31 protein-coding genes are annotated in these 26,216 nt (G+C 41.8%); 18 read left to right on the forward strand and 13 right to left on the reverse strand.

The genetic code is table 11. The annotated features are described in order from the left end of the window. Positions 1 to 29 precede the first annotated feature (29 nt). Positions 30 to 950 carry a Dyp-type peroxidase gene (locus MST17_RS00785; RefSeq protein ID WP_180010769.1) on the reverse strand — a complete coding sequence of 307 codons (921 nt, stop codon included), beginning with the start codon at positions 948 to 950 and terminating at the stop codon, positions 30 to 32. Between the two features lie 158 nt (positions 951 to 1,108). Between MST17_RS00785 and MST17_RS00790 the strand changes: the two genes are divergently transcribed. Further along, positions 1,109 to 1,729: a LysE family transporter gene (locus MST17_RS00790; protein WP_180026143.1), complete on the forward strand. Its 621-nt coding sequence runs from the start codon at positions 1,109 to 1,111 to the stop codon at positions 1,727 to 1,729. A gap of 105 nt (positions 1,730 to 1,834) precedes the next feature. On the opposite strand, the gene znuB is transcribed toward MST17_RS00790, so the two are convergent. From znuB to MST17_RS00805, 3 genes are read right to left on the reverse strand one after another with little or no spacing between them, the layout of a single operon-like run. Next, the gene (gene znuB / locus MST17_RS00795) at positions 1,835 to 2,635 is read right to left on the reverse strand and encodes a zinc ABC transporter permease subunit ZnuB (RefSeq protein WP_180009577.1); all 801 of its coding nucleotides are present in this window, start codon (positions 2,633 to 2,635) and stop codon (positions 1,835 to 1,837) included. Positions 2,636 to 2,638: 3 nt separating this feature from the next. Then, a complete protein-coding gene (gene znuC / locus MST17_RS00800) occupies positions 2,639 to 3,400 on the reverse strand; it encodes a zinc ABC transporter ATP-binding protein ZnuC (protein ID WP_078194027.1) in 762 nt (253 codons plus the stop codon). A 2-nt stretch (positions 3,401 to 3,402) separates the two neighbouring features. After that, on the reverse strand, positions 3,403 to 3,900 hold the full coding sequence (locus MST17_RS00805; protein WP_078191481.1) for a transcriptional repressor: 498 nt from the start codon (positions 3,898 to 3,900) through the stop codon (positions 3,403 to 3,405). 139 nt (positions 3,901 to 4,039) lie between these two features. On the opposite strand from MST17_RS00805, the gene MST17_RS00810 reads away from it, so the two are divergent. The 12 genes from MST17_RS00810 (at position 4,040) to MST17_RS00865 (ending at position 13,415) form a co-directional block, all read left to right on the forward strand. Next, entirely contained in the window at positions 4,040 to 4,879 is an 840-nt protein-coding gene (locus MST17_RS00810; RefSeq protein WP_180026142.1) for a metal ABC transporter solute-binding protein, Zn/Mn family, read from the forward strand. A gap of 170 nt (positions 4,880 to 5,049) precedes the next feature. Further along, a complete protein-coding gene (locus tag MST17_RS00815) occupies positions 5,050 to 5,448 on the forward strand; it encodes an ATP synthase subunit I (protein ID WP_078194025.1) in 399 nt (132 codons plus the stop codon). A gap of 102 nt (positions 5,449 to 5,550) precedes the next feature. Next, a complete protein-coding gene (gene atpB / locus MST17_RS00820; RefSeq protein WP_078191478.1) occupies positions 5,551 to 6,426 on the forward strand; it encodes a F0F1 ATP synthase subunit A in 876 nt (291 codons plus the stop codon). Positions 6,427 to 6,510: 84 nt separating this feature from the next. Continuing rightward, entirely contained in the window at positions 6,511 to 6,756 is a 246-nt protein-coding gene (atpE, locus tag MST17_RS00825; RefSeq protein WP_000424060.1) for a F0F1 ATP synthase subunit C, read from the forward strand. Between the two features lie 38 nt (positions 6,757 to 6,794). Further along, on the forward strand, positions 6,795 to 7,265 hold the full coding sequence (locus tag MST17_RS00830) for a F0F1 ATP synthase subunit B (protein WP_078191477.1): 471 nt from the start codon (positions 6,795 to 6,797) through the stop codon (positions 7,263 to 7,265). Positions 7,266 to 7,277: 12 nt separating this feature from the next. Further along, a complete protein-coding gene (locus tag MST17_RS00835; protein ID WP_180026141.1) occupies positions 7,278 to 7,814 on the forward strand; it encodes a F0F1 ATP synthase subunit delta in 537 nt (178 codons plus the stop codon). Between the two features lie 42 nt (positions 7,815 to 7,856). After that, complete coding sequence (atpA, locus tag MST17_RS00840) at positions 7,857 to 9,401, forward strand: F0F1 ATP synthase subunit alpha (RefSeq protein ID WP_078191475.1); 1,545 nt, start codon at positions 7,857 to 7,859, stop codon at positions 9,399 to 9,401. 88 nt (positions 9,402 to 9,489) lie between these two features. Next, on the forward strand, positions 9,490 to 10,359 hold the full coding sequence (atpG, locus tag MST17_RS00845) for a F0F1 ATP synthase subunit gamma (protein WP_078191474.1): 870 nt from the start codon (positions 9,490 to 9,492) through the stop codon (positions 10,357 to 10,359). A gap of 29 nt (positions 10,360 to 10,388) precedes the next feature. Beyond that, positions 10,389 to 11,783 carry a F0F1 ATP synthase subunit beta gene (gene atpD / locus MST17_RS00850; RefSeq protein WP_078191473.1) on the forward strand — a complete coding sequence of 465 codons (1,395 nt, stop codon included), beginning with the start codon at positions 10,389 to 10,391 and terminating at the stop codon, positions 11,781 to 11,783. A 26-nt stretch (positions 11,784 to 11,809) separates the two neighbouring features. Beyond that, on the forward strand, positions 11,810 to 12,229 hold the full coding sequence (locus MST17_RS00855; RefSeq protein ID WP_078191472.1) for a F0F1 ATP synthase subunit epsilon: 420 nt from the start codon (positions 11,810 to 11,812) through the stop codon (positions 12,227 to 12,229). A 117-nt stretch (positions 12,230 to 12,346) separates the two neighbouring features. Further along, a complete protein-coding gene (locus MST17_RS00860) occupies positions 12,347 to 12,892 on the forward strand; it encodes a hypothetical protein (protein WP_180026140.1) in 546 nt (181 codons plus the stop codon). Positions 12,893 to 13,109: 217 nt separating this feature from the next. Next, positions 13,110 to 13,415, forward strand: a complete 306-nt coding sequence (locus tag MST17_RS00865; protein WP_180010759.1) for a hypothetical protein — start codon at positions 13,110 to 13,112, stop codon at positions 13,413 to 13,415. A 6-nt stretch (positions 13,416 to 13,421) separates the two neighbouring features. Here MST17_RS00865 and MST17_RS00870 read toward each other — a convergent pair whose 3' ends face one another. After that, a complete protein-coding gene (locus tag MST17_RS00870; RefSeq protein ID WP_180010757.1) occupies positions 13,422 to 13,865 on the reverse strand; it encodes an AAA family ATPase in 444 nt (147 codons plus the stop codon). A gap of 105 nt (positions 13,866 to 13,970) precedes the next feature. On the opposite strand from MST17_RS00870, the gene MST17_RS00875 reads away from it, so the two are divergent. Next, positions 13,971 to 14,438 carry a hypothetical protein gene (locus tag MST17_RS00875; RefSeq protein WP_180026139.1) on the forward strand — a complete coding sequence of 156 codons (468 nt, stop codon included), beginning with the start codon at positions 13,971 to 13,973 and terminating at the stop codon, positions 14,436 to 14,438. Between the two features lie 7 nt (positions 14,439 to 14,445). On the opposite strand, the gene MST17_RS00880 is transcribed toward MST17_RS00875, so the two are convergent. The 5 genes from MST17_RS00880 to MST17_RS00900 form a co-directional block, all read right to left on the reverse strand. Then, on the reverse strand, positions 14,446 to 15,459 hold the full coding sequence (locus tag MST17_RS00880; RefSeq protein WP_180026138.1) for a pirin family protein: 1,014 nt from the start codon (positions 15,457 to 15,459) through the stop codon (positions 14,446 to 14,448). 158 nt (positions 15,460 to 15,617) lie between these two features. Continuing rightward, complete coding sequence (locus MST17_RS00885; RefSeq protein ID WP_180026137.1) at positions 15,618 to 16,241, reverse strand: hypothetical protein; 624 nt, start codon at positions 16,239 to 16,241, stop codon at positions 15,618 to 15,620. A 143-nt stretch (positions 16,242 to 16,384) separates the two neighbouring features. Beyond that, complete coding sequence (locus MST17_RS00890) at positions 16,385 to 16,747, reverse strand: RcnB family protein (RefSeq protein ID WP_257246877.1); 363 nt, start codon at positions 16,745 to 16,747, stop codon at positions 16,385 to 16,387. 213 nt (positions 16,748 to 16,960) lie between these two features. Then, entirely contained in the window at positions 16,961 to 17,506 is a 546-nt protein-coding gene (locus MST17_RS00895; RefSeq protein ID WP_180026136.1) for a glutathione peroxidase, read from the reverse strand. A gap of 144 nt (positions 17,507 to 17,650) precedes the next feature. Beyond that, a complete protein-coding gene (locus MST17_RS00900; protein ID WP_180022165.1) occupies positions 17,651 to 18,409 on the reverse strand; it encodes a helix-turn-helix transcriptional regulator in 759 nt (252 codons plus the stop codon). A 122-nt stretch (positions 18,410 to 18,531) separates the two neighbouring features. Between MST17_RS00900 and MST17_RS00905 the strand changes: the two genes are divergently transcribed. Beyond that, positions 18,532 to 19,413: a DMT family transporter gene (locus MST17_RS00905; protein ID WP_180026135.1), complete on the forward strand. Its 882-nt coding sequence runs from the start codon at positions 18,532 to 18,534 to the stop codon at positions 19,411 to 19,413. A 439-nt stretch (positions 19,414 to 19,852) separates the two neighbouring features. Here the strand turns inward: MST17_RS00905 and MST17_RS00910 are convergent, their stop codons facing one another. The 3 genes from MST17_RS00910 to MST17_RS00920 all read right to left on the reverse strand — a co-directional run bounded on the left by MST17_RS00910 (position 19,853) and on the right by MST17_RS00920 (position 22,901). Beyond that, positions 19,853 to 20,422, reverse strand: coding sequence for an L-threonylcarbamoyladenylate synthase (locus tag MST17_RS00910; RefSeq protein WP_111885874.1), 570 nt, complete (start codon positions 20,420 to 20,422; stop codon positions 19,853 to 19,855). Between the two features lie 31 nt (positions 20,423 to 20,453). Then, on the reverse strand, positions 20,454 to 21,635 hold the full coding sequence (gene dprA / locus MST17_RS00915; RefSeq protein ID WP_180026134.1) for a DNA-processing protein DprA: 1,182 nt from the start codon (positions 21,633 to 21,635) through the stop codon (positions 20,454 to 20,456). A 111-nt stretch (positions 21,636 to 21,746) separates the two neighbouring features. Next, complete coding sequence (locus MST17_RS00920) at positions 21,747 to 22,901, reverse strand: LysM peptidoglycan-binding domain-containing protein (protein ID WP_180022161.1); 1,155 nt, start codon at positions 22,899 to 22,901, stop codon at positions 21,747 to 21,749. Positions 22,902 to 23,020: 119 nt separating this feature from the next. Between MST17_RS00920 and def the strand changes: the two genes are divergently transcribed. The 3 genes from def (at position 23,021) to MST17_RS00935 (ending at position 26,194) form a co-directional block, all read left to right on the forward strand. Continuing rightward, positions 23,021 to 23,551: a peptide deformylase gene (gene def / locus MST17_RS00925; RefSeq protein WP_078191459.1), complete on the forward strand. Its 531-nt coding sequence runs from the start codon at positions 23,021 to 23,023 to the stop codon at positions 23,549 to 23,551. A 90-nt stretch (positions 23,552 to 23,641) separates the two neighbouring features. Further along, the gene (locus MST17_RS00930; RefSeq protein WP_180026133.1) at positions 23,642 to 24,061 is read left to right on the forward strand and encodes a DUF2946 family protein; all 420 of its coding nucleotides are present in this window, start codon (positions 23,642 to 23,644) and stop codon (positions 24,059 to 24,061) included. 72 nt (positions 24,062 to 24,133) lie between these two features. Beyond that, a complete protein-coding gene (locus MST17_RS00935) occupies positions 24,134 to 26,194 on the forward strand; it encodes a TonB-dependent copper receptor (RefSeq protein WP_180026132.1) in 2,061 nt (686 codons plus the stop codon). Positions 26,195 to 26,216: the final 22 nt, after the last annotated feature.

Here is a 26,216-nt window from a genome sequence, read left to right on the forward strand (position 1 = left end):
TAAAGCCGACTCTCGTCGGCTTTATTTATTCAACCTTCCAGCACTTCTTCCAATAACTCTTCACTCGGTGCAAAGTAATAAGCGCCATCCATAGGAGTGACAAAGTGAAGTAAGCGGTCATGAATGCCGTCACCACTGGTGCCAAACATACGTACTAGCATGCTGTCGATAATGCTTAAATCATTGGTATATGCCACAAAGAACAAGCCTTGATCGCCACGGCCATCACCATAAGGGAGTGAATGACGCAAAATCGCCATTTCTTCACCTTCACCATCTTCTACAACTGTACGTGATACATGTGAGTTTTCAGGCTGTTCATCTTCATCTAACTCAATAGACTCAAGTTTAGTACGGCCAATTACATGCTCTTGCGCATCGACTTTCAGCTTTTTCCATTTATCCAAATTATGCGCATAACGCTGTGCAAAAATAAAAGAGCCATTGGCAAATACGCCAGCTTCTTCAGCTAGTAATGCTGTTTCAGCACGATCATCTGGAAATTGCGGATTTTCAGTTCCGTCAATAAAGCCGGTTAAATCACGGCCATCAAAATTGCGGAAGCACACACGTTCATCCAGTACGTCAACTTTATCTTGAATACCATCAAAGAATGCTTGGCTCAGCGCAAAGCAAATATCTGTACGCTGTGCTGCAATATGGATAAATACATCTGCTGGGGCTACAGGCATGTTAAATGAACCTTGAATTGGATCAAGTTGTTTAAAGCCTGCCGGGGATTGACTGTAAAGTTGTGCCCAAAGTTCTGGTCCAAAAGCCACAGCCGTTTTAATCTGTGCATTTGGATGTTGGGTAATCAGACGATCACGAGTATTAAGTAAGTCTTCAAGTTGTTCTTTTAATTCGCTAATCGTTAAATCTTTTAAACGTAAAACAATAAAACGAGCATGATCTGAGGGTAATGGCAAAATTACAGATTGAGCAGACATTCATGGCTCCTAAAAATTATAATTTCTGAGTGGCTGTGTGTATTGTGCCTTAAGCAGCGCTGAGAGTGTAGCCTTCATTTGGCCTTTTAGCGTGCATTATTGTCATGAAAATAGAGTAAATGTCTATAATACAGACCCATTTCAAACTTGAGCTAATGATGTCCTATCAAATCTGGATTGCATATATGTTGGCATGTTGGGTGATTAGTGTTTCCCCAGGTGCAGGTGCAATTGCGTCTATGTCGAGTGGTTTGAATTATGGGTTTAAGCATGGGTATTGGAATGCCATCGGCCTGCAATTGGCACTTTTGGTTCAGATAGTCATTGTTGCAGCTGGGGCAGGGTTCTTATTTGCGACGACACCATGGGCTTTTCTGATCGTGAAATGGTTTGGTGTGGGCTATTTATTGTATTTGGCTTATTTACAGTGGACAGCGCCAACAGAGTCAATTGAAATCCAACAAGATTTACCAAATAAATCACCTTCAAAATTAGTTTTACATGGCTTTTTGGTCAATATGAGCAACCCTAAAGCGATTGTATTTTTATTGGCTGTTTTGCCGCAGTTTTTAGATTTATCCAAACCCCAATGGATTCAATATGTCATTATGGCTGCAACGATGATTAGCATCGATCTGATTGTCATGGCGGGGTATACCGGTCTCGCTGCAAAAGTGCTGCGGTTATTAAAATCACCCAAACAACAAAAATATTTGAATCGAACCTTTGCGGTATTATTTGCTTGTGCTGCGAGTTTATTGAGTTTGGTGCATCAATAAATCCAGTGAGATGATTCTGAGTATCGTATTTGACGTGCAAAAAAAGCCATGCAACTGCATGGCTTTTTTTTGATATGTCGCGAATTGAACAATGAACGTTGCTACTTAAGCCACTTTCTTAAATTTTTGCATAATAAAAATTAGGGCAAAGAGCAGCGCCATAGTTAATACAATGGTCAGTCCTGTAGAGGTGTTTAAACCAGCACTTGACCATAAACCTACAGTTACACCGACTTGGGCAATGATGAAAGACCACAGTACCATTTGCTTCGGAGAATTTGCCAATAAACGAGCGGTTAATGCAGGAATCACTAACAGTGCACCCATCAGCAATGAGCCGACAGCACGTAAAGCCAATACGGTAAATAAGGCCAGTAACAACATAAAAATCAGACGTTGCCATTTGGCGCTGACACCTTCACTGACCGCAATATCGGGGTCAATGGCAATCTGAATCTGCGATTGCCAACTTTTATACAGCACGGTCAGTGCCACAATGATCACCATTGCAAAGACAGGCAAATCTGACCAAGAAATAGTGAGTAAATCACCAAATAAATAGCTGAGTAATTCAGGTCTTAAGCTTGGCAAATGTTGTATGAACAGTAAGCCTGAGCACAGGAGTGTTGCAGAACAAAGCGCGAGCAAAGCGTCATTGGGTAAGCGAGGGTCGTGTAACACCCATAAGATTGCAACCAATAAGAGCGCAATCAATGTAACGCCTGTCCAAAGCGGTAGACTCATCGCACCGGCAATGGCGACACCGAGTAAAGTGCCATGTGCCATGGTGTCCGCAAAAAATGACATGCGACGCCATAACATTAAACAGCCAAGCGGCGCAGTCAGGAACACCAGCAAAGTGCCCATGATCCATGCTGGCAAAAGGAGTTGTAGCCATTCCATCATGGATTATGCTTCCGGTTCAGGGTGAATATGGGGACGAGAGTCATGCTGGCAAGGCGTTGCACTATCGCCATGTGCACAGTGATCATGGTGGTGTTGATAGAACACACGGTTTGTCCCAAAGATCGCTTGATATTCAGGATGTTGCTGGACATTTTCAGGCAAGCCACTACAACAAATATGCTTATTGAGGCAAACCACACGATGTGTTCCTTGCATTACCCACTGTAAATCATGAGAAACCATCAAAACTGCACAGCCATATTTTTCTGGCAAGCTACGCACGTAGTCATACAGTTCTGCTTCAGACTGGATATCCAGACCTTGCATAGGTTCATCCAGAACCAATACATTCGGTTGACGCAATAAAGCCCGTGCAATCAATACACGTTGACGTTCGCCGCCCGACAATTGCTGAACTTTAGATTGTTGCAACTTGGCAATGCCTGTATCACGAATTATTTCTTGCTTGATATTGGCATCACATTTTTCTAGGGCCAATAAATCACACACACGTAGCGGTAAGCTGTGTGATGGATTAAATTTTTGTGGCACATATGAGAATTTTAATTTTTGTGTGCTGATCACTTTGCCGGAGACAGGTTTTACAATACCCAACAACACTTTGATGAGTGTGGATTTGCCTGCACCATTGGGACCAATCAAGGTGACAATTTCTTTTTCGTGTAAGGCGAAATCTACATTCTTTAAAATGTCACGTTCATCGATTCGGACATGAACATGCTCTAAAGCCACAATGGGCTTCATATTTAGTGTTTGCTGCGGCACTGCTGACAGATCCCTGAAATTTCAATAATACTGTGATGTGCAGTAAAACCATCGGATGCAGACAATTCATCAAGTTGCGCCATCAAGCCTTGAGCAGATGCTTCTTTGACTATTTTACAATCGGTGCAAATCAGGAATGCGGCTTGATGTCCTTCGCGCGGATGACAACACGGGATGTAAGCATTAATCGACGTTAGACGGTGAATCAAACCTTTTTCAAGCAGAAAATCCAGCGTACGGTATACCGTCGGTGGCGCTGCAGGTCGGTCAGACTCACTTTTGATTTTAGCCAAAAGGTCATAAGCACCCATTGGTCCCGTTGCGTTCAAGATCAGTTCCAATACTTCTTTACGCAAGGGCGTAAGTCGAGCACCCGTCGCGCTACAGAGACTCTCAGCTTCAGCAAGGCGCTGTTCGACATTATGATGATCGTGTACACCATGCAAAGCATTATGATGTTCGTGTGAACATGCGCTCATAGCCAACCTCGAGTACGAAACTGTATAAAGAAAAAGACTTTAAATCTTAACATGAAGCGTAAGGACTTACGAACAGACGTAGGTTTTTTTACGATTTTGTTATATTATAACACCATTCATTTTATGGTGCTCTCTCCCCATGTCCCGTGTAATTCTTTTTTGTAGTTTAGCTTTATTCAGTGTGATGAGCTGGGCGCAAGGTCTCGTTGTTTCTACACAACCGATTTATCTAATCGCAAAGGATGTACTTAAGGGTGTAGAGCAACCGAAATTACTGCTTGACCATCAATCTGGACATGATGTGAGCTTGACGCCTGCACACCGTAAAACCGTGCAAGATGCCAATCTCGTTTTATGGTTAGGTCACGCGCACGAAGCACCATTGGCAAAAATGTTGGGTGGAAGTGGCAAAAGTATCGCTATTTTAGACTCAGGTATTATCAGTGCTTTGCCATTACGTGATGTCCGTGGCAATGCATTAAAAGGCACAATCGATACGCATGTATGGCTTGAACCAAACAATGCGGTTCGAATCGGCTTTTTTATTGCTGCTTTACGTTCACAACAGTTTCCAGAACATCGTGAAAAATATTGGGCCAATGCGCGTGCATTTGCGCAGAAACTCTTGGTCACTGCACAAAAAACTGATGTGTCGAGCCGTGCTCAACCTTACTGGTCTTACCACGATGCCTATCAATATCTTGAGCGCTCACTGAATTTGAAATTTACCGGTGCGTTGACAGATGATCCACATGTCGCGCCGACATTGGCACAAATCAAATACCTGAAAGACCATCGCGCGCAGCCAAAAGTATGCTTACTTGCAGAAGCACATGCCAGCCAAAATCAGTATCAAAAGCTCGGTGGTATCGTCTTTCAGCCGGTTGACGAAACGATGAGTGGGGCAGGGGATTTTGTAACAGCATGGAAGATGTTGGCTGATGAAACCCTGAAATGCACACTAAATGCACGAAAGTAAAGTAAAAAATAAACAACTATTGATTAGTTTGAAAGCAGTTTGCCAATTTAAAAAAACACGACTAAGGTCGGGAAAAGATTGCAAGTTAAGGGGTGTAACTCTATAATGCCTGCGATTAAAAATAATCATCAGTTAAACTTGTCAAGCAGAATTGCTGTGAGTGAACAAAAATGAGTCGAACTAGTCGCATGATTGATCGACGATTAGCGAAAGCTTTAGTCATCTTACAAGCAGTAATGATTCCTGTTTCAGCCCTGATTGGTTGGGTCCTTAAAGACACAATCACAGCATATAGTGCAGCTTTGGGTGCGTTGGTATGTTGGCTAGCAAGTAGCTACTTTTCATGGCAGTCGTTTCGTGCGGCTGGTGCCCGTGCCTCTAAACAGGTGCTGTCAAACATGTATCGTGGCTTAATGGGCAAGTTTGCAATCGTGATTGTTGGATTCATTTTGATTTTGATCAATGTCAAGCCGTTGTCAGCGGTGGCATTGTTTTGTGGTTTTATGCTCGTACAAAGTATGTCGTGGGTCGCTCCTTTTTGGGCAACACGCTTAAAAAAACGAGTATAAACACAACAAAAAATTGAAAAGTTTTTTGGAGAGTAACGAGATATCAGGCAGCACGCGATATTCGTTTTCTCTATTAGTTTTGACATTGACCAGGTGTGATTTATGGCTGCTGAAGAACATGCCCTTACTTCGACCGAGTACATTCAGCATCACTTGACTAACTTGACCTATGGCAAAATGCCAGATGGTACTTGGAAGTTAGCTGAGACTGCTAAAGAAGCTCAAGAGATGGGGTTCACTGCTATTCACTTGGATTCAATGGGTTGGTCTATTGGCCTTGGTATTGTTTTCTGTTTGTTGTTCTGGGTTGTAGCGAAAGCTGCAAACTCTGGTGTTCCGACCAAGTTCCAGTCTGCAATCGAAATGATTATCGAGTTCGTTGACTCAAGTGTCCGTGACACTTTCCATGGCAAATCGCGCTTAATCGCGCCGTTAGCATTGACCATCTTCGTGTGGATTTTCCTCATGAACTTGATGGACTTGATCCCTGTTGACTGGATTCCTTATACAGCTCAATTGATCGGTGCTAACGTGTTTGGTATGGATCCTCACCACGTTTACTTCAAAATCGTTCCATCTACTGATCCTAACATTACCTTGGGTATGGCATTATCAGTATTTGCGTTAACTATTTTCTATAGTATCCGTGAGAAAGGTCTTGTCGGATTCGGTGCAGAATTTGCACTTAACCCATTTAACCCAAGTAACCCAGTTTTAAAAGCATTACTTATTCCAGTAAACATTATTCTTGAATTAGTAACTTTTATTGCACGTCCAATCTCATTGGCTCTTCGACTGTTCGGTAACATGTATGCGGGTGAGTTGATCTTCATCTTGATCGCATTACTACCGTTCTGGATCCAGTGGGCGTTGTCTGTGCCTTGGGCGATCTTCCATATTCTTGTTATTACGTTACAAGCATTCATTTTCATGATGTTGACTATCGTATATATGAGTATGGCTAGCGAAAAGCATTAATGGTATTGCTCAACTGTCAAAGGGTGGTTGGGCACACAATTTTTTAACTTAATTTGGTATAAACCTAACCTCTGAGGAATTATCATGGAACTCACTTTAGGTCTAGTTGCAATTGCATCTGCTATCTTGATCGCTTTTGGTGCTTTAGGTACTGCGATTGGTTTTGGTCTTCTAGGCGGCCGTTTCTTAGAAGCTGTTGCTCGTCAACCAGAATTGGCTCCACAACTTCAAACTCGTATGTTCTTAATCGCAGGTCTTCTTGATGCTGTGCCTATGATCGGTGTTGGTATTGGCTTGTTCTTCATCTTCGCTAATCCATTTGTAGGTTAATCAGCTTAATTCCTAAATTAAACTATTGAGGAATAGCAATGAATATCAACCTCACATTGATTGGCCAAGCGATTGCATTTGCGATTTTTGTCGCATTCTGCATGAAGTTTGTATGGCCACCACTAATCAATGCGATTAGTGAGCGTCAGCGTAAAATCGCTGATGGCTTAAACGCTGCTGAAAAAGCAAAAGCTGACCTTGCGGATGCGCAAGCACAAGTGAAAGCTGAATTAGACGCGGCTAAAGCACAAGCGGCTCAATTGATCGAACAAGCGAACCGTCGTGGTGCGCAATTGGTAGAAGAAGCGCGTACTCAAGCTGCGGCTGAAGGTGAGCGTATTCGTCAACAAGCTAAAGAAGCTGTTGATACTGAAATCAATGCTGCTCGCGAAGAATTACGTCAACAAGTTGCTGCTCTTGCAGTTACTGGCGCAGAAAAAATTCTGAACCAGCAAGTTGACGCAGAAGCTCACAATGCCATGCTGACTCAGCTGGCTGCTAAACTTTAAGAGAGGCGGATTATGGCTGAACTCTTGACGTTGGCACGCCCATACGCTAAAGCAGCATTTGCTTACGCTTCTGAGCAAAATGCAACTGACACTTGGTCAAATGCATTGAACTTGCTCAGTGCTGCGGTGCAAGACGAAGCATTTTCAGCTTATCTAAATCGCCCTGAGCTTACTCCTGCTGAGCAGGTAAGTGTTTTCGCAAAAGTTTTAGGTGAAGACCAGACTGCAGCAGTGTCAAACTTTTTGACATTGCTTGCCGATAATGACCGTCTGGCACTTCTTCCTGAAATTTCAGAAGAATACGAACAGCTCAAATCACAGAATAACAATACTGTGGATGTAGTGATTGAATCTGCATTCCCATTGACTTCTGTACAAGAACAATTACTTGCGCATGCATTAGAGAAAAAATTCGAAGCTGCCGTAAATGTTTCTGTAGAAGTTAACCCAGCGTTAATCGCGGGTGTAGTTATTCGTGCAGGCGACCAAGTGATAGATGATTCTGCGCTTAACAAGCTTGAAAAAATGCGGACTCGTCTTCTTGCTTAACAGCTCGAAGACTGAACTTTAAAAAGATTGAGGTATAGCGCAATGCAACAACTGAATCCATCCGAGATCAGTGCGCTCATTAAACAGCGTATCGGCGATCTGGACACCAGCGCGACCGCTAAGAACGAAGGGACCATTGTTATGGTTTCCGACGGTATTGTGCGCATTCACGGCCTTGCTGATGCAATGTACGGTGAAATGATCGAATTCGACGGCGGCTTATTTGGTATGGCACTGAACCTAGAACAGGATTCAGTGGGTGCCGTTGTCTTAGGTAACTACTTAAGCCTTCAAGAAGGTCAAAAAGCTCGTTGCACAGGTCGTGTATTAGAAGTTCCGGTTGGTCCAGAACTTTTAGGCCGTGTAGTAGATGCTCTTGGTAACCCAATTGATGGTAAAGGCCCTATTGACGCAAAACTTACTGATGCTGTTGAAAAAGTAGCACCAGGCGTAATTTGGCGTCAATCAGTGGATCAACCTGTACAAACTGGTTATAAATCAGTAGATACAATGATCCCTGTTGGTCGTGGTCAACGTGAGTTGATCATCGGTGACCGTCAAACTGGTAAAACAGCTATGGCGATCGATGCGATCATCGCTCAGAAAAATTCTGGCATTAAATGTGTATACGTAGCAATTGGTCAAAAACAATCGACTATCGCTAACGTTGTGCGCAAGCTAGAAGAAACTGGCGCTATGGCGTACACAACTGTTGTAGCAGCTGCTGCAGCTGATCCTGCAGCGATGCAGTATCTTGCTCCGTATGCTGGTTGTACAATGGGTGAGTACTTCCGTGACCGCGGTGAAGACGCGCTTATCATTTATGATGACTTGTCTAAACAAGCTGTTGCTTACCGTCAAATTTCATTGCTTCTACGTCGTCCACCAGGTCGTGAAGCATATCCTGGTGACGTATTCTATCTACACTCACGTTTACTTGAACGTGCTTCACGTGTATCTGCTGACTACGTTGAGAAATTCACTAATGGTGAAGTTAAAGGCCAAACTGGTTCATTAACTGCATTACCGATTATTGAAACTCAAGCCGGTGACGTATCTGCATTCGTACCTACAAACGTAATTTCGATTACTGACGGTCAGATCTTCTTAGAAACATCATTATTCAACGCAGGTATTCGTCCTGCTGTGAACGCGGGTATCTCTGTATCACGTGTTGGTGGTTCTGCTCAAACTAAGATCATCAAAAAATTGTCAGGTGGTATCCGTACCGCTCTTGCGCAATACCGTGAATTAGCTGCGTTTGCTCAGTTCGCTTCTGACCTTGACGAAGCAACTCGTAAACAGCTTGAACATGGTCAACGTGTAACTGAGCTTATGAAGCAAAAACAATATGCTCCATACTCAATTGCTGACCAAGCTGTTTCAATTTATGCATCTAACGAAGGCTACATGGCTGACGTAGAAGTGAAGAAAATCGTTGCATTTGATGCTGCGTTGATCTCTTACTTCCGTTCAGAAAATGCTGCGTTAATGCAAAAAATTGACGAGACTGGTGCTTACGATAAAGAAATCGAAGCAGCAATCAAAGCAGGTATTGAAAGCTTTAAAGCGACTCAAACTTACTAAGATTCAACTGTGTTGAATCTGGTTTTGGTTTGGTTCACGGATCAACCTTCGGAAGCTCGAAAGGGCTTTCGAATACTAGGTTAAGCGTATGGCAAATTTAAAAGAAATTCGCGCCAAAGTAGCTAGTATCAAAAGCACGCAGAAAATTACTCGCGCGATGCAGATGGTAGCAGCTTCTAAGATGCGTCGTGCGCAAGAGCGCATGGCTCAAGGCCGTCCGTATGCCGAAAATATGCACCGTGTAATTGCTCATTTGGTACAAGCGAACCCTGAATACAAACACCGTTATATGGTTGAACGTCCTGTAAAGCGCGTTGGCTATATCATTGTTTCTTCAGATCGTGGCCTTGCTGGTGGTTTGAACATTAACTTGTTCAAAAAAGTGGTAAAACACGTACAACAGCAACAAGAGCAGTCAATTGAAGTTCAATTTGCTTTAATTGGTCAAAAAGCGGTTTCGTTTTTTAAAAACTACGGCGGTAAAGTTCTTGGTGCAACTACAAACGTAGGTGATGCTCCGAGTCTTGAACAGTTAACTGGTTCTGTACAGGTGATGTTAGACGCGTTTGATAAAGGCGAGTTAGATCGTATTTATCTAGTGTCAAACGGCTTTGTCAACGCCATGACTCAAAACCAAAAAATCGAACAGCTTGTTCCTTTAGCAGCTGCTGAGGAAAGCGAAGGTCTAAACCGTCAATACGGTTGGGACTATATCTATGAACCAGAAGCTGAAGAGCTTTTAAATGGTTTATTGGTTCGTTACATTGAGTCTATGGTTTATCAAGGTGTGATTGAAAACATCGCATGTGAACAGTCTGCTCGTATGGTTGCAATGAAAGCTGCAACTGATAACGCGGGTGAATTGATCAAGAGCCTACAACTTATTTATAACAAGCTGCGTCAAGCCGCGATTACTCAGGAAATCTCTGAGATCGTTGGTGGTGCCGCTGCCGTTTAACATTATTAGTTTGAATTGAGGAGACAGCAATGAGTAGCGGTCGTATCATTCAGATCATCGGCGCGGTTATCGACGTCGAGTTTGAACGTAACAGCGTTCCTAAGATCTATGACGCTCTCCATGTTGATGGTACTGAAACTACATTAGAAGTTCAGCAGCAACTTGGTGATGGCGTAGTTCGTACTATTGCAATGGGTTCTACTGAAGGCCTTAAGCGTGGTCTTACTGTAACTAACACTGGCGCGCCTATCTCTGTACCTGTAGGTACTGCATGTTTAGGTCGTATCATGGACGTTCTTGGTCGCCCTATCGACGAAGCTGGTCCTGTTGGTACTGAAGCTCGTTTACCAATTCACCGTCAAGCGCCTTCTTATGCAGAACAAGCGGCTTCTACTGACCTTTTAGAAACTGGTATTAAAGTCATTGACTTACTTTGCCCGTTCGCCAAAGGTGGTAAAGTTGGTCTGTTCGGTGGTGCCGGTGTTGGTAAAACTGTAAACATGATGGAGTTGATCAACAACATCGCAAAAGCTCACTCAGGTTTATCTGTGTTTGCTGGTGTTGGTGAACGTACTCGTGAAGGTAACGACTTCTATCACGAAATGAAAGACTCTAACGTTCTAGACAAAGTAGCAATGGTCTACGGTCAGATGAACGAGCCACCAGGTAACCGTTTACGCGTAGCGTTGACTGGTTTGACTATGGCTGAGTACTTCCGTGACGAAAAAGACGAAAACGGTAAAGGCCGTGACGTTCTATTGTTCGTCGACAACATCTATCGTTATACACTAGCGGGTACTGAAGTATCAGCACTTCTAGGTCGTATGCCATCTGCAGTAGGTTACCAACCGACTCTTGCAGAAGAGATGGGTGTTCTTCAAGAACGTATTACGTCTACTAAGTCTGGTTCTATTACGTCAATTCAAGCGGTATACGTACCTGCCGATGACTTAACAGATCCATCGCCTGCGACTACCTTCGCTCACTTGGACGCGACTGTTGTATTGAGCCGTGACATCGCATCTTCTGGTATTTACCCAGCGATCGATCCACTTGACTCTACTTCACGTCAGTTAGATCCACTTGTGGTGGGTACTGAGCATTACGAAATCGCTCGTTCAGTTCAAAACGTTCTTCAACGTTACAAAGAATTGAAAGACATTATCGCAATTCTTGGTATGGACGAATTGGCAGAAGAAGACAAACTTACTGTATACCGTGCACGTAAGATCCAACGTTTCTTCTCTCAACCGTTCCACGTAGCTGAAGTGTTTACTGGTGCTCCTGGTAAACTTGTACCGCTTAAAGAAACAATTCGTGGCTTTAAAGGTCTTCTAGCTGGTGAATACGACCACATTCCAGAACAAGCGTTCTACATGGTTGGTGGTATTGACGAAGTTATTGCTAAAGCTGAGAAACTTTAATTAGTTACCTAATTTAGGAGATTCTCATGTCAACTATGCAATGTGACGTTGTAAGTGTTAAAGAGTCTTTGTACTCTGGCACTGTAACTATGCTAATTGCTAAAGGTGCTGGTGGTGAGTTGGGTATTATGCCTGGCCATGCACCACTAGTAACTTTGCTCAAGCCGGGCGCAATCCGCGTTCTGCTTGAAAATGGTACAGAAGAATTAATCTATGTATCAGGTGGTGTACTAGAAGTTCAACCGCACGTTGTTACTGTACTTGCAGATACTGCAGTACGTGCTGACAACCTTGATGAAGCAGCAATTATTGAAGCTCGTAAACAAGCTGAACAATTGTTAGCAAATCAAAAGAGCGACTTGGACTCAGCTGCTGCATTGGCTGCTCTTGCAGAAACTGCTGCTCAGTTGGAAACCATCCGCAAAATCAAAAACCGCGCTCAATAAGACGCAGTTTGAGATTGAAAGAGCCACCCGAAAGGGTGGTTTTTTTATGTTCAAATATACAACTTAAATCGAGATGGATATAATATTTAGCAAATAAATCTTGATATAAAAAATAAAATGAAACTCAATATTAAATTAACCAATGAAGATTTTTATGTATTTCAGGTGCTAAACGAAGAGCTTATTAATCCTGTTGTATATGACAAATTCGAAGTTAAGTTTCTCAGATTAGTGTTTAAATTTTTTATACTATTAATAGTCGGTCTCTTTATTTTTATTTTCTTCAAAAATGATTCTTCACTTTTGAATTACTTGATTGTTTTAGTCGCTCTTTTATTAGGATTATTGCCCAAAGTAAACTCTCTTTTTCAAAATATGTTTAAGATACGATATATCGATCATATGGCTGAAAATTCGAAAATTTTCATTGGGGATAAAGAAATTGAGATTACAGAGAAAAATCTTATCGAAAGTACTGAGTATTACACTCAAATTTTTTCATGGAGTTTAGTATCAAATATTGAGAAAACGCAAACTCATTTAATTGTTTTCTTCGGTATATGTATAGGGATTATTTTGCCCTTAGACCAAATTAATAATGACGTAGAAAAGATAATACAACAATATTGCCCAAATATTGAGTTCAAAGAACATAACTGGTAAGTAAATTTCATTTGATTGTCTTTGATGAATTTGAAGTGATTTATTTGTAATGAATAATTGAGAAATTTCTATTCTCCATAATATTCACATCAAATCTCTTATCAAAATTTTCCCCTAAACTTTTCAGCTCAGGCTTTATATCTATCACCTAAAGTTGAATATATTTTATTCAATACAATCTTTATAGTGATTAAATTCAATCAGCTAGCATTGCACCATGAATCTTATCGCCTATGAGCCGCATTTTTGGGAACTTTATCAAGACTTTGATCAATATTACTTGAGCATTGCGGTTGATCTCAGTTCTGTAGTGTCATGTTGGGATGTTGAACTCACCCATGAAGAAGTTCAACAATATGAACACCGTGGGTGCGTGAGTATTCAAGAACTGGCAAAATCGATGGTTGCTGCTGCCTATAAAGGTGATTTTGCTTCATTAGAAAGTCGTTTAGTGAAACCATATGAACGTCAGGCCATGCAATCGGCTTTTAAAAAATGGCAAGATAGCCAAAAAGCAGGTTAATGGTTGTTATTCATGCATGGGTAAAATTGAAAACTCGCCGTGACTGATAATTTTAATTTTAAAAATTAGATCAAAGCCTTCATCCTGTGATGGAACTTGAAGTTTGCGATAAGTAGCACGCACGCCAACTTCTGGAATATGGGCTTTGCCTTCACGAAAACTGTTGCGTTTTAAGGTACTGTCCAAATCGGTTTCAAAATAATAAGCAATCACCTCAAAACCTGCATCAATTGCACGTTGGATATAGCGAGCACGAGCTTCCCGATCTGGGTTGGTATTATCAATCACCATTTTTGTTTTGGATGCCAAACCAGCTTCAAAGATCATATTTTCCCGATGTCGGGTTTTCAACATATCCAAATTAATACGTAAATGGCTATGATATAAATTCAACATGTAAAAGGTTGATTTGCCAGAGGCTTGAACGCCTGTAAAAATAATCAGCTGCATGGTGTCTGCAATGAAAGCATGGAATGAATAATAGAGTATTAAATCAGCAACGCAGTTTTGCTACAATCGCTGCAAAATGAATAAGAACAATTTACATAGGTCTGTATGCTCAAATTTTTTACCAGTTTATCGCTGTGTCTCTGTTGTGGTTTGCTCGCTGCATGCCAAAGCCAATACGTCACGACACCCAATCTTCCCACTGAAGCTGCACTTGTCGCTGAATCGGTTGATAATGGCATCAGTACGGAGCTTGAGATCCCATATTTGACCGCCTTTCGAAATCTGCGACAAGCCTATAATCACTGTGTTGCGTTTACCGCGAACAATCGCTACGTCTATACCGATAATCGTTTAGAAGAGCATTTGGAGCAGGGGACATTGATGGCACGGACTGAACATGGGGCGTATTTGCATAAAATGTTGGTCGAAAGTTTAGATCCACAGACGACACGTATTACCTTATTTTTGCCGAAGCAATATACCTTTGCTCAAGCACGCTTTAAACAAGATGTTCAACGCGCACTTGGACAAGATAAAAACTGTAATACCTTTGAATTTGCTCAATCCAACTAATTGAACTTTAAGACACTTGTGAGTTTTCTTGCTCTGGGTGCTCTACACGTTGACCGCCTTCATAACTGGCAAATCGAGCCTGATTAGGTTTGAAGACCGGTGCGGGTGTTGGCCAAGGCCAATCTCCAAAATGGGTTTCACGATAGCGTTTAAAAGCCGCATTGAGTTCTTCAGTGGTATTGAGCACAAATGGACCGCGCATTGCCACGGGTTCATTAATCGGTTCACCTTCTAACCACAGAATCCGGGCTTCTAATCCACCTGCTTTGAGATGGACGTCGGCATCTGATTGGAGTTCAACCAAATGCTTCATCTGAATGGTTTGACCTTCTATTTCTAATGTATTGCCTTGATAAAAATAAGCAAAACGGTTGGAGCTACTTGTTGTTGCGGGAATCACCAACTCCGCACCTGCTTGCAGGGTGATTAAATAAATGTTGACTTTATTTTCTGCGGCAGCCGCCCATGAGTGTGGCGGTCGGGAAATAGCATCAGTGGATTTGAACTGCCCTGAAATTACACGTATATCCGATTTTTTTCCTTCACTATCGGTTTCAAAGACGTGAGGAATGTCTTCACGCCAAAACATTTTATAGTCGGCATCATGGGTTTTCTGTTCAGCCGATGAATTAAACCAAATTTGGAAAAGTTCAAATGGATTGGCTTTGTCTTCATGCAGTAGGGGGAACATTTCACAGTGTTCAACGCCATTGCCTGTAGACAGCCATTGCACATCACCAGCAGCATAGCGTCCGCCATTGCCTAATGAATCGAAATGATCGACATAGCCTTGTTCAACCAAGGTAATGGTTTCAAAGCCAGTATGTGGATGCTCCGGAAAACCTGGAACCACATCGCCATAGTACATATTGAATTCATCTTTTTCTGCGGCTGTTTTTGGCCCCATATCAGCATTTGCAGCAGGAAAATGATCAATATGATGGGCAGTAAATAAGAAAGGATCTTTTAAATCTAAACGAAAGGTAATGGGTGTAATGTTATAAATCACAGCGTTTGACATAACTGTTCCATCATTGGCTTTATTATTAAGCATTAATCTAAAAGGAAAAACAGTCGTGTTCTATAGCGGAACTGTAAGAAAAAAAGCGTTAGCTCAAGGTCTAACGCTTTTTTGATTTAAAACAGGTGGAATGCAATGGAAATGCTAGATTTCGCTATTTATTCAGTTTCAGTGGGTGCAGTAGATGAGCTTTTTCCAGCTTGATCTTGGATCAACATACCTGCCAATTTCAGCATTTCAGCTTGAATATTGCCCATTTGATTTTGAATTTTCTGAAAATCAACTTTGCTTAAATCGACTTGTCCATTGAGAAAAGGTGAGGCCAACACTTGCTGATTCGCTGCCTGTAAATTGCTGCGAATATCATTAATCTCAATGCTTTTTAGATTTAAATCATTCAAAGCTTGATTAAAACCTTTGAGCTGCTGTTGCAGCTGGGTTGCAGCTTTTTGTAATTGGAGATGATCTTGGTTGCTGACTGCGGCTTCTAAATCGACCTGCGTTTGTTTGAGTTGTTCAACATAATTGCCGGCTTTAAGTTGCATATCCGCCACATCGCGAACGATATAAAACATATTGCCGCTTTTTAATTGGCTTTGATCGGTTGCCTGACTTTGTGTCGCAGATTGATCTTCGTTTGTTGATGTTGTTGCAGGGCGATCATTTTCTGCTGCGATTTCTTGTTCCTGTTGCGGTGCTGTGGCAGGTTCACAGCCAATCAGCACCAAAACACCACTAAAAATGGCAAAAGGGAGAAGGGCATTCTGCACTAGCTTTTTCATTCAATCATCACTATGTGTTAAGTCTATGCTTTGAATATAGGGGCAGAATGTGGATTAAAAATAGATTGTTGCAAAGCAATAACAAAATAATCGCTTGAACAAAAAAAAGAGGGCATTTGCCCTCTTTTGATGTTTTGGTGGGTTTAACCCGCAATGATTTTGATCATGGCGTGGCTGACAGCATTCATTAAAATGTAGTCACTATTCACTTTAATCCATTGTTGGTTTTTGCCTGATTTAGACAATTTTTTATATTTGTTGTGGTCACCTTTGTAGCGATGACCACGGTATTCAGAAGATACTTTTCGTCCAGAACGCCAGGTATGTGATGGATTTACCGCTTTTTTCTTGTTCTGGCTTTGGTTTTTACCCCGTGTGTATTGTTTAGTGTGCTGTTGGGTTTTCGCCTTTTGAGTATTTTGCCGTGCATCTATTGTTAGCGCAGATACACGTGCTGTCAAAAAATAGATAAAACGATAGCTTTCAATAATGTATTTTAAGTTCACCTGTTTACTGCTGGATGTGAATTGATAAGACTCATCATAATGAGTATTTACAGGGAAGCTTTGAACAATGTGTATATGAAATATTAAAACAATGGGTGAAATGTGTAAATTATCAATATGTGATAATTATTAAATATTATTGTGATAATTTAAAATGATTAATCTCAGTTAAAATCACAATAATCTTAACTGAGAGATTGAGATATTGTCGAATTATTTGGCTAATTCAGCGTTAATGGCATCGACAATACGAGCATCATCTGCCTTGATGTCAGGTGCAAATCGTGCCACAACGTCGCCTTGTTTATTCACGAGGAATTTTTCAAAATTCCATAAAACTTCAGGCTTAGGATTTGGAGTTAAACCGTATTCAACTAAATCATCCCACCATGGGCCTTCACCAATGCGTTCAGGGATGGCTTGGGTTAAGGTTTGATAAAGTGGGTGTTTATCCGCGCCTGCCACAGAAATTTTTGCAAAAAGTGGGAAATCAACCTTGTAGTTGATTGAGCAAAATTCTTGAATTTCAGCTTCAGAACCAGGTTCTTGTTCTAAAAAGTTATTGGCAGGAAAACCTAAGACTTCAAAACCTTGTGATTTCTTCTCTGTATAGAGTTTTTCTAGGCCTTCATATTGCGGTGTTAGCCCACATTTAGAGGCCACATTGACCAATAATAAAACCTTGCCTTGGTATTGATTGAGTGTGGTGTCATCACCTTGGATGGTTTTTACCGGGATATCGTAAACTGAAGCTGACATATTCGTTCCTAATTGAAGTTGTGCCTTTCATCCTTGTTTTAAAGGGAAATCTGGTGAACAGCAAGCTTTTGTCGATAGGATTTTCGCATAATTTTTGTAGTAGTTTGCAGAATTCGAGCTGAGGCTTGCTTGAGTGCTTGGCATTTAACTAGTGGCACGGTGTTGGTTTGGGGTTTTTCCTGTATAGCGTTTAAAAAACTCAATAAAGCTTGAGCTGTGTTGATAGCCCAATTCATAGCTGAGAGCTTTAATAGACTGACCAGCACGGAGTTGTTGAATGGCATAAATAATTTTTGCACGGTTTCGCCATTCAGAAAGACTCATTTGCAGTTCGTTCTGACTCAGCCGCAGTAACTGACGCCCACTCAAACCGACATTGGATAAGCATCGTTGTAGGCTCAAACTAAAATGATCTACATCTGCAAGCTGCGCCAAGATCGGCTTTAACACCGCATCATGGCTTTGCGGTAAATAATGTTGATGTTTGGGTGCAGTTTTTAACTGGTCGAATAAGACCTGTAGTAGGTGTCGATAGGGTGGTGTGGTATGTTGCTCTGTAGGAAAGGCCAAAATTTCTTGCACCAACAAACGAAAGAAAGGCTGGATGCTAAATACTTCCGTCTGCTTGGGGAAATTTATGCAGAGATCAGGTGCCAGTCGGATTGCCACATAATGAATAGGTTGCTCATCAATCGCGACTGAGCAATGTTCTGTATGTGGGGGAATCCACACCCCATAACTGGCAGGTGAGAGATGGTGTTGCCCTTGTATCTCATATTCGAAAATACCATCGAGACAAAAATTAAAATCACCCCAAAGACAACTGTGCGGATAGACCGTATCTAATGTGGTGTAGTGCGCTTCAAAAAGCTCGATTTGTTGTTCAATCGGTGCTGATGTCATATATGCCTAGGTGTCGATGTCTGAACTACAATATAAATGTCTGAAATCATGTATTTCAATTAAAACAGACATCACTCAAAATACCTAGACCAATCTTTGCACGATATATTGAGGAGTCAGACATGTTGCTTCAAGCGCGTTGGGCGAAATTTGCAATTTGTTTGCCTCTGATCGCAGTATTTATATGGTCGTTAAATATTACCGTCACCCGCTATGTAACTGATTATATTTCACCAGTCAGTATCAGTTTTTATCGATGGTTTATTGCATTTTTGATCCTAACCCCCTTTATGCTCAAAACCGTTTGGCAGCAAAGACAGCTTATCGGGCAGCATTGGCAGCAATTGGCTGTGCTGAGTGCTTTTGGCATGGTGTTATATCAAGGCTTGGGCTATACCGCTGCGCATTATACGACGGCGACCAATATGGGCATCATCAATGCCTTTATCCCTGTTTTTACGATTGCCGTTGCATTTTTCATACTGAAAGATGTGCCTAATCGCTATGCCATCTTGGGCTGTGCGATTTCATTTACGGGGCTATTGTTTGTCATTGCGCAAGGAGATTTCAGTCAATTACTGAATATGGGCGGACATTTCGGCGATATCCTCATGATCTTCGCAGTGTTCTTTTATGCCTTTTATGGGGTGTTTTTAAAAAAATGGCAATTGAAACTTCCGCTACTGTTGAGCTTATATGTACAAATTTTCTTTGCCGTTTTATATCACTTGCCATTCGTATTGTATTTAGGCATAGACGCGATTAATCCTGCCAATGCGCCAAGTGTATTTTATGCGGCAATTTTTCCATCACTGATTGCACCATTGGTATGGATGTTGGCTGTGCAATATCTCGGCCCGAATCGCACCAGTATTTTTATGAATTTGATGCCCGTATTTACCGCGATCATTGCCTATTTCTGGTTGGCTGAGCAGTGGATGTTTTATCATACCGTCGGCACAGTGATGGCGATTGCTGGGGTGATCTTGGCGCAGCGTAAGTAAATCCAGTAAAAAGTTGAAAATTTACGAGAAGTATTGATTAAAAAACAAGCAAACAAACTTGTTTTTTTATAGAGCAAATCTTTTGAAAATGGATTTTTGAGTGTAAAACTGAATTAAAAAAACAAATGCTCGTCTTAAAAATCAATCAAAAATAGGCACATATTTTGACTAAGTGGTTATAAAATCACAAATAAAGTGCTTATCAGTAGTTTTATTTATATAAAAAATCTATTTGTTAAATTTAAAAAAATATTACATAATACTTTCATCGTAAATGATGAAGTAGTTCTTAATAATTACTTGATATTTACCCAGAGATTGCAAGACCCTCTGGATGTGATTTTATACACATCCTTTTTTATGCTCAGCCATCCCTATATGGCTGAGCTTTTTTTTGTCTGTATTTCCCCGAAAGGCAGGTGTAGACAGGCATCCGAGCTTATGCGCGGATGATTTCACCTGTTTCAGCATCAATAATTTTACTTGGTTCTTGGCTTAGGCCGAGATCACCATTTAAGTAATTTAGTTCATTGGCAAAATACTGATTGGCTTCTTGTAGGGAACGTGCAGGGGTTAATCCTGCAGGATTGGCACTAGTAGACACAATAAAGCCATTAAAAGCTTGGCATAAAGCCACACATAAAGAGTGGGTAGTCACACGGACTGCGACTTTTGGATGATTGCCTTTAATCCATGTTGGAATATGGTCGCCAGCCGGTAATAACCATGTAGTTGCACGTTCATTGGGTTTACGGTTGGTCCATGTCGCAATGACTTGCTGACGCATATCTTCTGTTAAGCCTTGAAGCAGGTGTTCAACTTGAGCGACATTGGCAGCCAATAAAATCACGCCTTTTTCAATGGGACGTTGTTTTAAGCGCAAAATTTCGAGAAAGGCTTGCTCATTGTAGGGATCACAGCCCAATCCCCAAACAGCCTCTGTAGGATATGCGAGAACCTGACCTTTTTTAAGACAGGAAGCTGCTTCTGCAACAGAGGTGGTAATCATTTCTATAGACCTTATCTGATTCGACAAAGGACTATTGTGAACCTAATTTACCCATTCTACAACGTAAGTAGTGTCCGGCTTGTTGTGTGGCATAGCCCATTAACTCTAATTCCATCAGTTGACTGGTCAATGTCGCGGTATCAATTTTGAGTTGAATGGACAATTGATCAAGGCTTTGGCCGACCCAATCGAGTTGCCGATACAGCGCAATTAAATGTTCTGGGATGGGTTCGGGTGGTGGAGTGTCCGGTGTTGCTGTTTCGGGTGTCGCTATTTCGGTGGTTGTTAATGTTTCGGCAGCTTGTGATTGCCACTGTGTTGCCAATGCTAAGTCTTCAATGACCTGTTGTGGATGATCAATCAAAATTGCACCTTCGCGTATGAGTTGATGGCAACCTTGATGCGACTCACTATAAATATGGCCTGGGATGGCAAAAATAGATTTGCCTTGTTCGGCAGCGCGTTGAGCTGTGATCAGTGAACCACTTTTTAATGCCGCTTCCGCCACGATGACACCAAGGCTGAGCCCACTGACGATACGATTTCGATGTGGAAAATGGTGTTGCAGGGGTGGAGTGTGTGGAAGAAACTCACTGATTACGGTCCCACCATGTTGGATGATCTCTTGTCTTAAACGCTGATGTGCGGTCGGATAAGTTTGATCTAAACCTGTGCCCATCACGGCAATGGTTCTGTGGTGTTGTATGGCAGCGCGATGTGCCGCTTCATCAATTCCTTGTGCTAAACCGCTATTGATGTAGAACCCTTGCTCACTTAGATAATAAGCAAAATCATAAGCAATTTGCCGACCTTGGGGACTAGGTTTGCGGCTACCAACAATCGCAATTTGGGGTTGCATCAAGGCTTGGGCATTACCTTGCCCAAATAGAATGGGCGGCTTGTCGCTATAAGGTAAAAGCTGTTGAGGATAGTTCAGGTCTTCAGGAATCAGTACAAAGTCACTGTATTGTTGAATATCCTTGAGACATTTTTCAAAGCTAAGCTGTCCACTTGGACTATGAAATTCTTCAAAGCGCTGTAAATGATTTTTATGCAGTCCTAATTTTTGCCATGTGGTGATTTGATCAGGCTTAAGGGCGTGGTGTAGGGCAGGATAGTGCTGCTGAATTTTATAGAAACTACGAAGTGAGTGTTGCACCACAAACCACAGGCGAATGTAATCTAAATGCAAGTCAGTCAATGAGTTGAGCATAATGAGACCTTTGAATCTGTCTTCTTTTTATGGTTTAAAATTATTAGTGATATTGTTGTTGGATAATAAAAAATGAGGCTGAAATACAGCCTCATTTTTATGGATTTGGTCTTAGTCATCCATCAGTGGTGGCTGAATCGTTGCACCTACTTTGATTGGTAATTCGCTTTCAAGTACATAAGCATAGCTTAGGTTATCAAACGTTTTGAATACCATAATGTTACCAATACGTTGTCCTGGAAGTTGAACACGTTCTTTGGTTTTTGGATCAGTCACGATTTCACCTTTTTGGTTCACGCTAAAGACTTGACCAGATTGAACGCCTTGCAAGCTACCACGGTCGATCGTCACAACACTGTGAACCGCTGCAGTACCAATCGAGCCCATAACACGAACTACACTACCGCCAGCAGTGACATTTTCTGCATTGGTTGGATAGAACAGTGTTGGCAGCATTGGGTCATATTCAGGAAGAACACGATCGCCACGACGAACTTCAGCATTATAAGTATCGGTTAGTTCTAAAGTGGTAATGTCATTTTCACCACGAACGGCAACACCTGAAGCGACTTGAGTCAGTTCTAAACCTGCGTTGTATTTTTTGCCGTTTGCATCGGTAAAGATGTACGGTTCGCCTTCACGGTAAACAGCATATCGTTGACCGACTTGCATGCCTTGGCCGCGTGCATAAACTGTTTGGCCTTTGGCAGCTAATACACGTTGATCAGCTGTACCTAAAATGTAAGGTGTGCCTTCAACAGAATCAGCGGCAACAATCATGCTGCGCTCAAGCCATTGCTTAATATATTCTAATGGGATAACCGGAATCGCACTGTTGAGGGATTCAACACGAACTTGTGGTTGAAGTTTAGTGCCACCTGTATAGCGACGAATAATACCTTCACAGCCATCACCTTCATCCTTACCGATGATTGGGCGGCCATTGTAGGTACACATTAATAGGCGGTCACCTGGGAAAATCCAGTGCGGATTTTTCACGTGTTTATTGCTCGCCCAGATTTCAGGCCAGCGCACGGGATTTTTTAAGAAACGCTTGGAAATATCCCACAACGTATCGCCTTTTTTCACCACATAAACTTGAGGGGCACCTGCCTTCAATGACGGTGGATTGACGTTACGAGCAGGGGCAGCTTCTGCAACACTGACCATTCCCATCCCCACACTTACACAGACTGTAAGTGCCAATAATTGTTTTTTAAACCCCAAGGCACTAAAAGTTGGCATGCCCTTCAAAACCTTTTTCATTATCATAATTCCTAAAATTATGTATGTAACTGCGTTATAATAACGATATTACACACAATTTTTTGATGAAGCATTCCTTCATTTTGTTTTTTGATCAATGGCATAAGTGAGGACGTCGTATGGCCTTATTACCTATTTTAAGTTTCCCCGATCCCCGTCTTCGTACCATTGCAAAACCAGTCGAAGAAGTTACTGATGAAATTCGTCAGTTAGCAGCCGACATGTTTGAAACTATGTATGAAGCACCGGGAATTGGCCTGGCAGCAACACAGGTAGATCACCATATTCAGCTGATAGTCATGGATTTATCTGAAGAAAAAGATCAACCCATGGTGTTTATTAACCCCAAAATTACGCCATTGACGCAAGAGACGCAGCCCTATGAAGAAGGCTGTTTATCAGTGCCTCAAATATACGATAAAGTTGAGCGCCCGTCACGTGTAAAAATTCAGGCAATTAACCTTGAAGGTCAATCATTTGAAGTGGAAGCGGACGGACTTCTCGCAGTTTGTATCCAACATGAAATGGATCACTTAAATGGTAAGTTATTCGTCGACTATCTATCGCCTTTGAAACGTCAACGTGCACGTGACAAAGTGGAAAAATTGGTTCGCCAACGTCAAAAAGATAAAGTCGCAGTTAAACGTTAATTGATCGCGGTTAAAAAATACCTGAGACAAGCCCAATTTCGATTGGGCTTTGTTATACTTGGGTCAGACAAATGTTAGGGTTTGCTTGTATTGTTTCGTAGTGGAGTGCTGCTGTCCTTTGCAGCCGTTTTTTTGCAGATTGCTGTTTTTTTACAGCCATTGTTGCCCAAGCAATATCAAGTTGCTCCGGTCTGCGAAACCATTACGCGTGCACTTTTACTTCCCAATGTTCATGCTGAACATACCGCACATTCACACCATTCCTCTTCCGCTCACGCAGAGCAGGTTCAAGTCGATCATACTGCCCATGAACATGATGCCAGTCATCAATGTCAGTATTGTACGGTCTATGGCAATTTGGTTTTGCCTCCTGAACTTGATGTAAAAGAAGTGCTTGATCGAATTCAAGTTCGTTTAATTGCTTTTCAAAAAGCTTTCAAGCATGTCTGGTTTGTTCTTCAACAACTCTTTTTACTTCCGCAAGGTCGAGCCCCACCACTCGCTGCATAAATCCGACGTTTTTTTAACTTGGGTCGTTGAGGACTCAGGTACGCCTTTATTTATGTATTTTGTGAGATAAACATGGCTCAGCCTAAATTTTTTCTACAGCCTCTTGCGGCTGCAATTTGTGTTGCCTGCTATTCAACTTCTGTGATGGCTGACGAGATGTCCGTAGAGATGACGGAAACCAATGCGGTACAGACTTTGGCACCGATTGTGGTGACATCACATCAGGGGAATGATGCCAATGGCCTGATTGTTCGTGCCAATCCCAAACAGCCGATTCAACCGATACCTGCCAGTGATGGGGCCGATTATTTAAAAAGTATTGTAGGTTTTAGTGCTATTAAAAATGGGGGAACCAATGCAGATCCAACCTTCCGTGGCATGTTTGGTTCACGCATTAAAATATTGACCGATGGCACAGAAAATCTAGGGGCGTGTCCGAGTCGTATGGATGCACCAACGTCTTATATTTCCCCTGAAAGTTATGACCGAATTTCAGTGATTAAAGGACCTCAAACGGTTCAATATGCCAATACAGGTTCTGCTGCAACAGTCTTGTTTGAACGCAAACCTGAACAGTTCGATGCTGATAAAAACTACCGTGGTCAAGCCAGTGTGATGATCGGTTCTTATGGTCGTTTAGATCACAATGTCGAAGCGGCAGTCGGTGATGAGAAAAAATATGTCCGTTTGAATGCCAGTCGTTCTGTTGCGGATAGCTACCAAGACGGAGATGGTAATACTGTGCCGTCAGACTGGGAGCGGTGGAATACAGATTTGGCTCTTGGTTGGACGCCAAACGAAGATACATGGGTAGAACTTACTGGAGGTAAAGCCGATGGTGAGGCGGTATACGCAGGCCGTTCAATGGATGGTTCGCAATTTGCCCGTGAAAGCTTAGGCCTTCGTGTCGAGAAAAAAAATGTCACAGAGGTGATTAAAAAAATCGAAGCACAGGTCAACTATAGTTTTAATGATCATGTCATGGATAACTTCAGCTTACGTGAGTTTCAACCAAGTGGCATGATGAATATGCCAATGGCATCGAATGTTGCTCGCAGAACATTAAATGCACGTATGGCGGTGACACATGAGTGGGATAAAGTTGACTTTGTGACAGGTGTTGATACTCAAAATAATGAGCATAGTGGTCGTAAAGGCAGAATGAACAGCTATAAAAATTTGCCTCGTACTGTGGATATGGAGTTTCAATCTATAGGAGGTTTTGGTGAGCTTGGTTATCAATTCAACGATCAAAACAAGTTAGTCACAGGTGTGCGTATTGATCAAATTGAAGTAGACGCAGTGCAAACAGCTCAACAACGTAAAGAAACTTTGCCAAGTGGCTTTATTCGTTTGGAAAATCAACATCCGCACCATGATGCTAAAACTTATGTCGGTTTGGGCTATGTAGAGCGTATGCCTGATTATTGGGAATTGTTTAGTCCTCTGTCTGGTAACGGAAATAAAAATACGTTTAATCACATTGATACTGAAAAAACCCTTCAATTGGACTTTGGCTATCAACATGAACATGGTGCATTCAGCTCTTGGGCATCGGCTTATGCAGGTTTAATTAATGATTATATTTTGACGAATTACAAACTGAGAGATGAAAACAAGCCTCAGAGTAAAGAAAATCCTTTAGAGGCGCATACTCGCAATGTGGATGCAACGATTGCAGGTGCAGAAGTTGGTATAGGTTATCAATTTACCGATGCTTTGCAGGCAGATGTGAGCGCCATGTATGCGTGGGGTGAAAACACCACAGATGGCAAGCCATTACCACAAATCTCACCGTTAGAAGCACGTATCAACTTACGTTATATCCAAGATAATTATACTTTGGGAGCATTCTGGCGTGTGGTTGATGGGCAAAATCGTATCAGTGCGCACCAAGGCAATATCGTGGGTTATGACCTGAAAGAAAGTGCAGGATTTGGCACACTGTCTTTAAATGGTACTTATCATATTAATGAGGGTGTAGATGTATCTGTGGGTGTGGATAATCTCCTGAATAAAACTTATACCGAACATCTAAATAAACTGGGTGATGCAGGGACAGGTTTAGCGACTGATCAACAGTTTAATAATATCGGTCGCAATTATTGGGCACGTATTTCGATGAAATTCTAAGTCCTGACATTTGTCATCCAAA

The organism is Acinetobacter sp. YH16056_T, assembly GCF_024605895.1.
Taxonomy (GTDB): domain Bacteria; phylum Pseudomonadota; class Gammaproteobacteria; order Pseudomonadales; family Moraxellaceae; genus Acinetobacter; species Acinetobacter amyesii.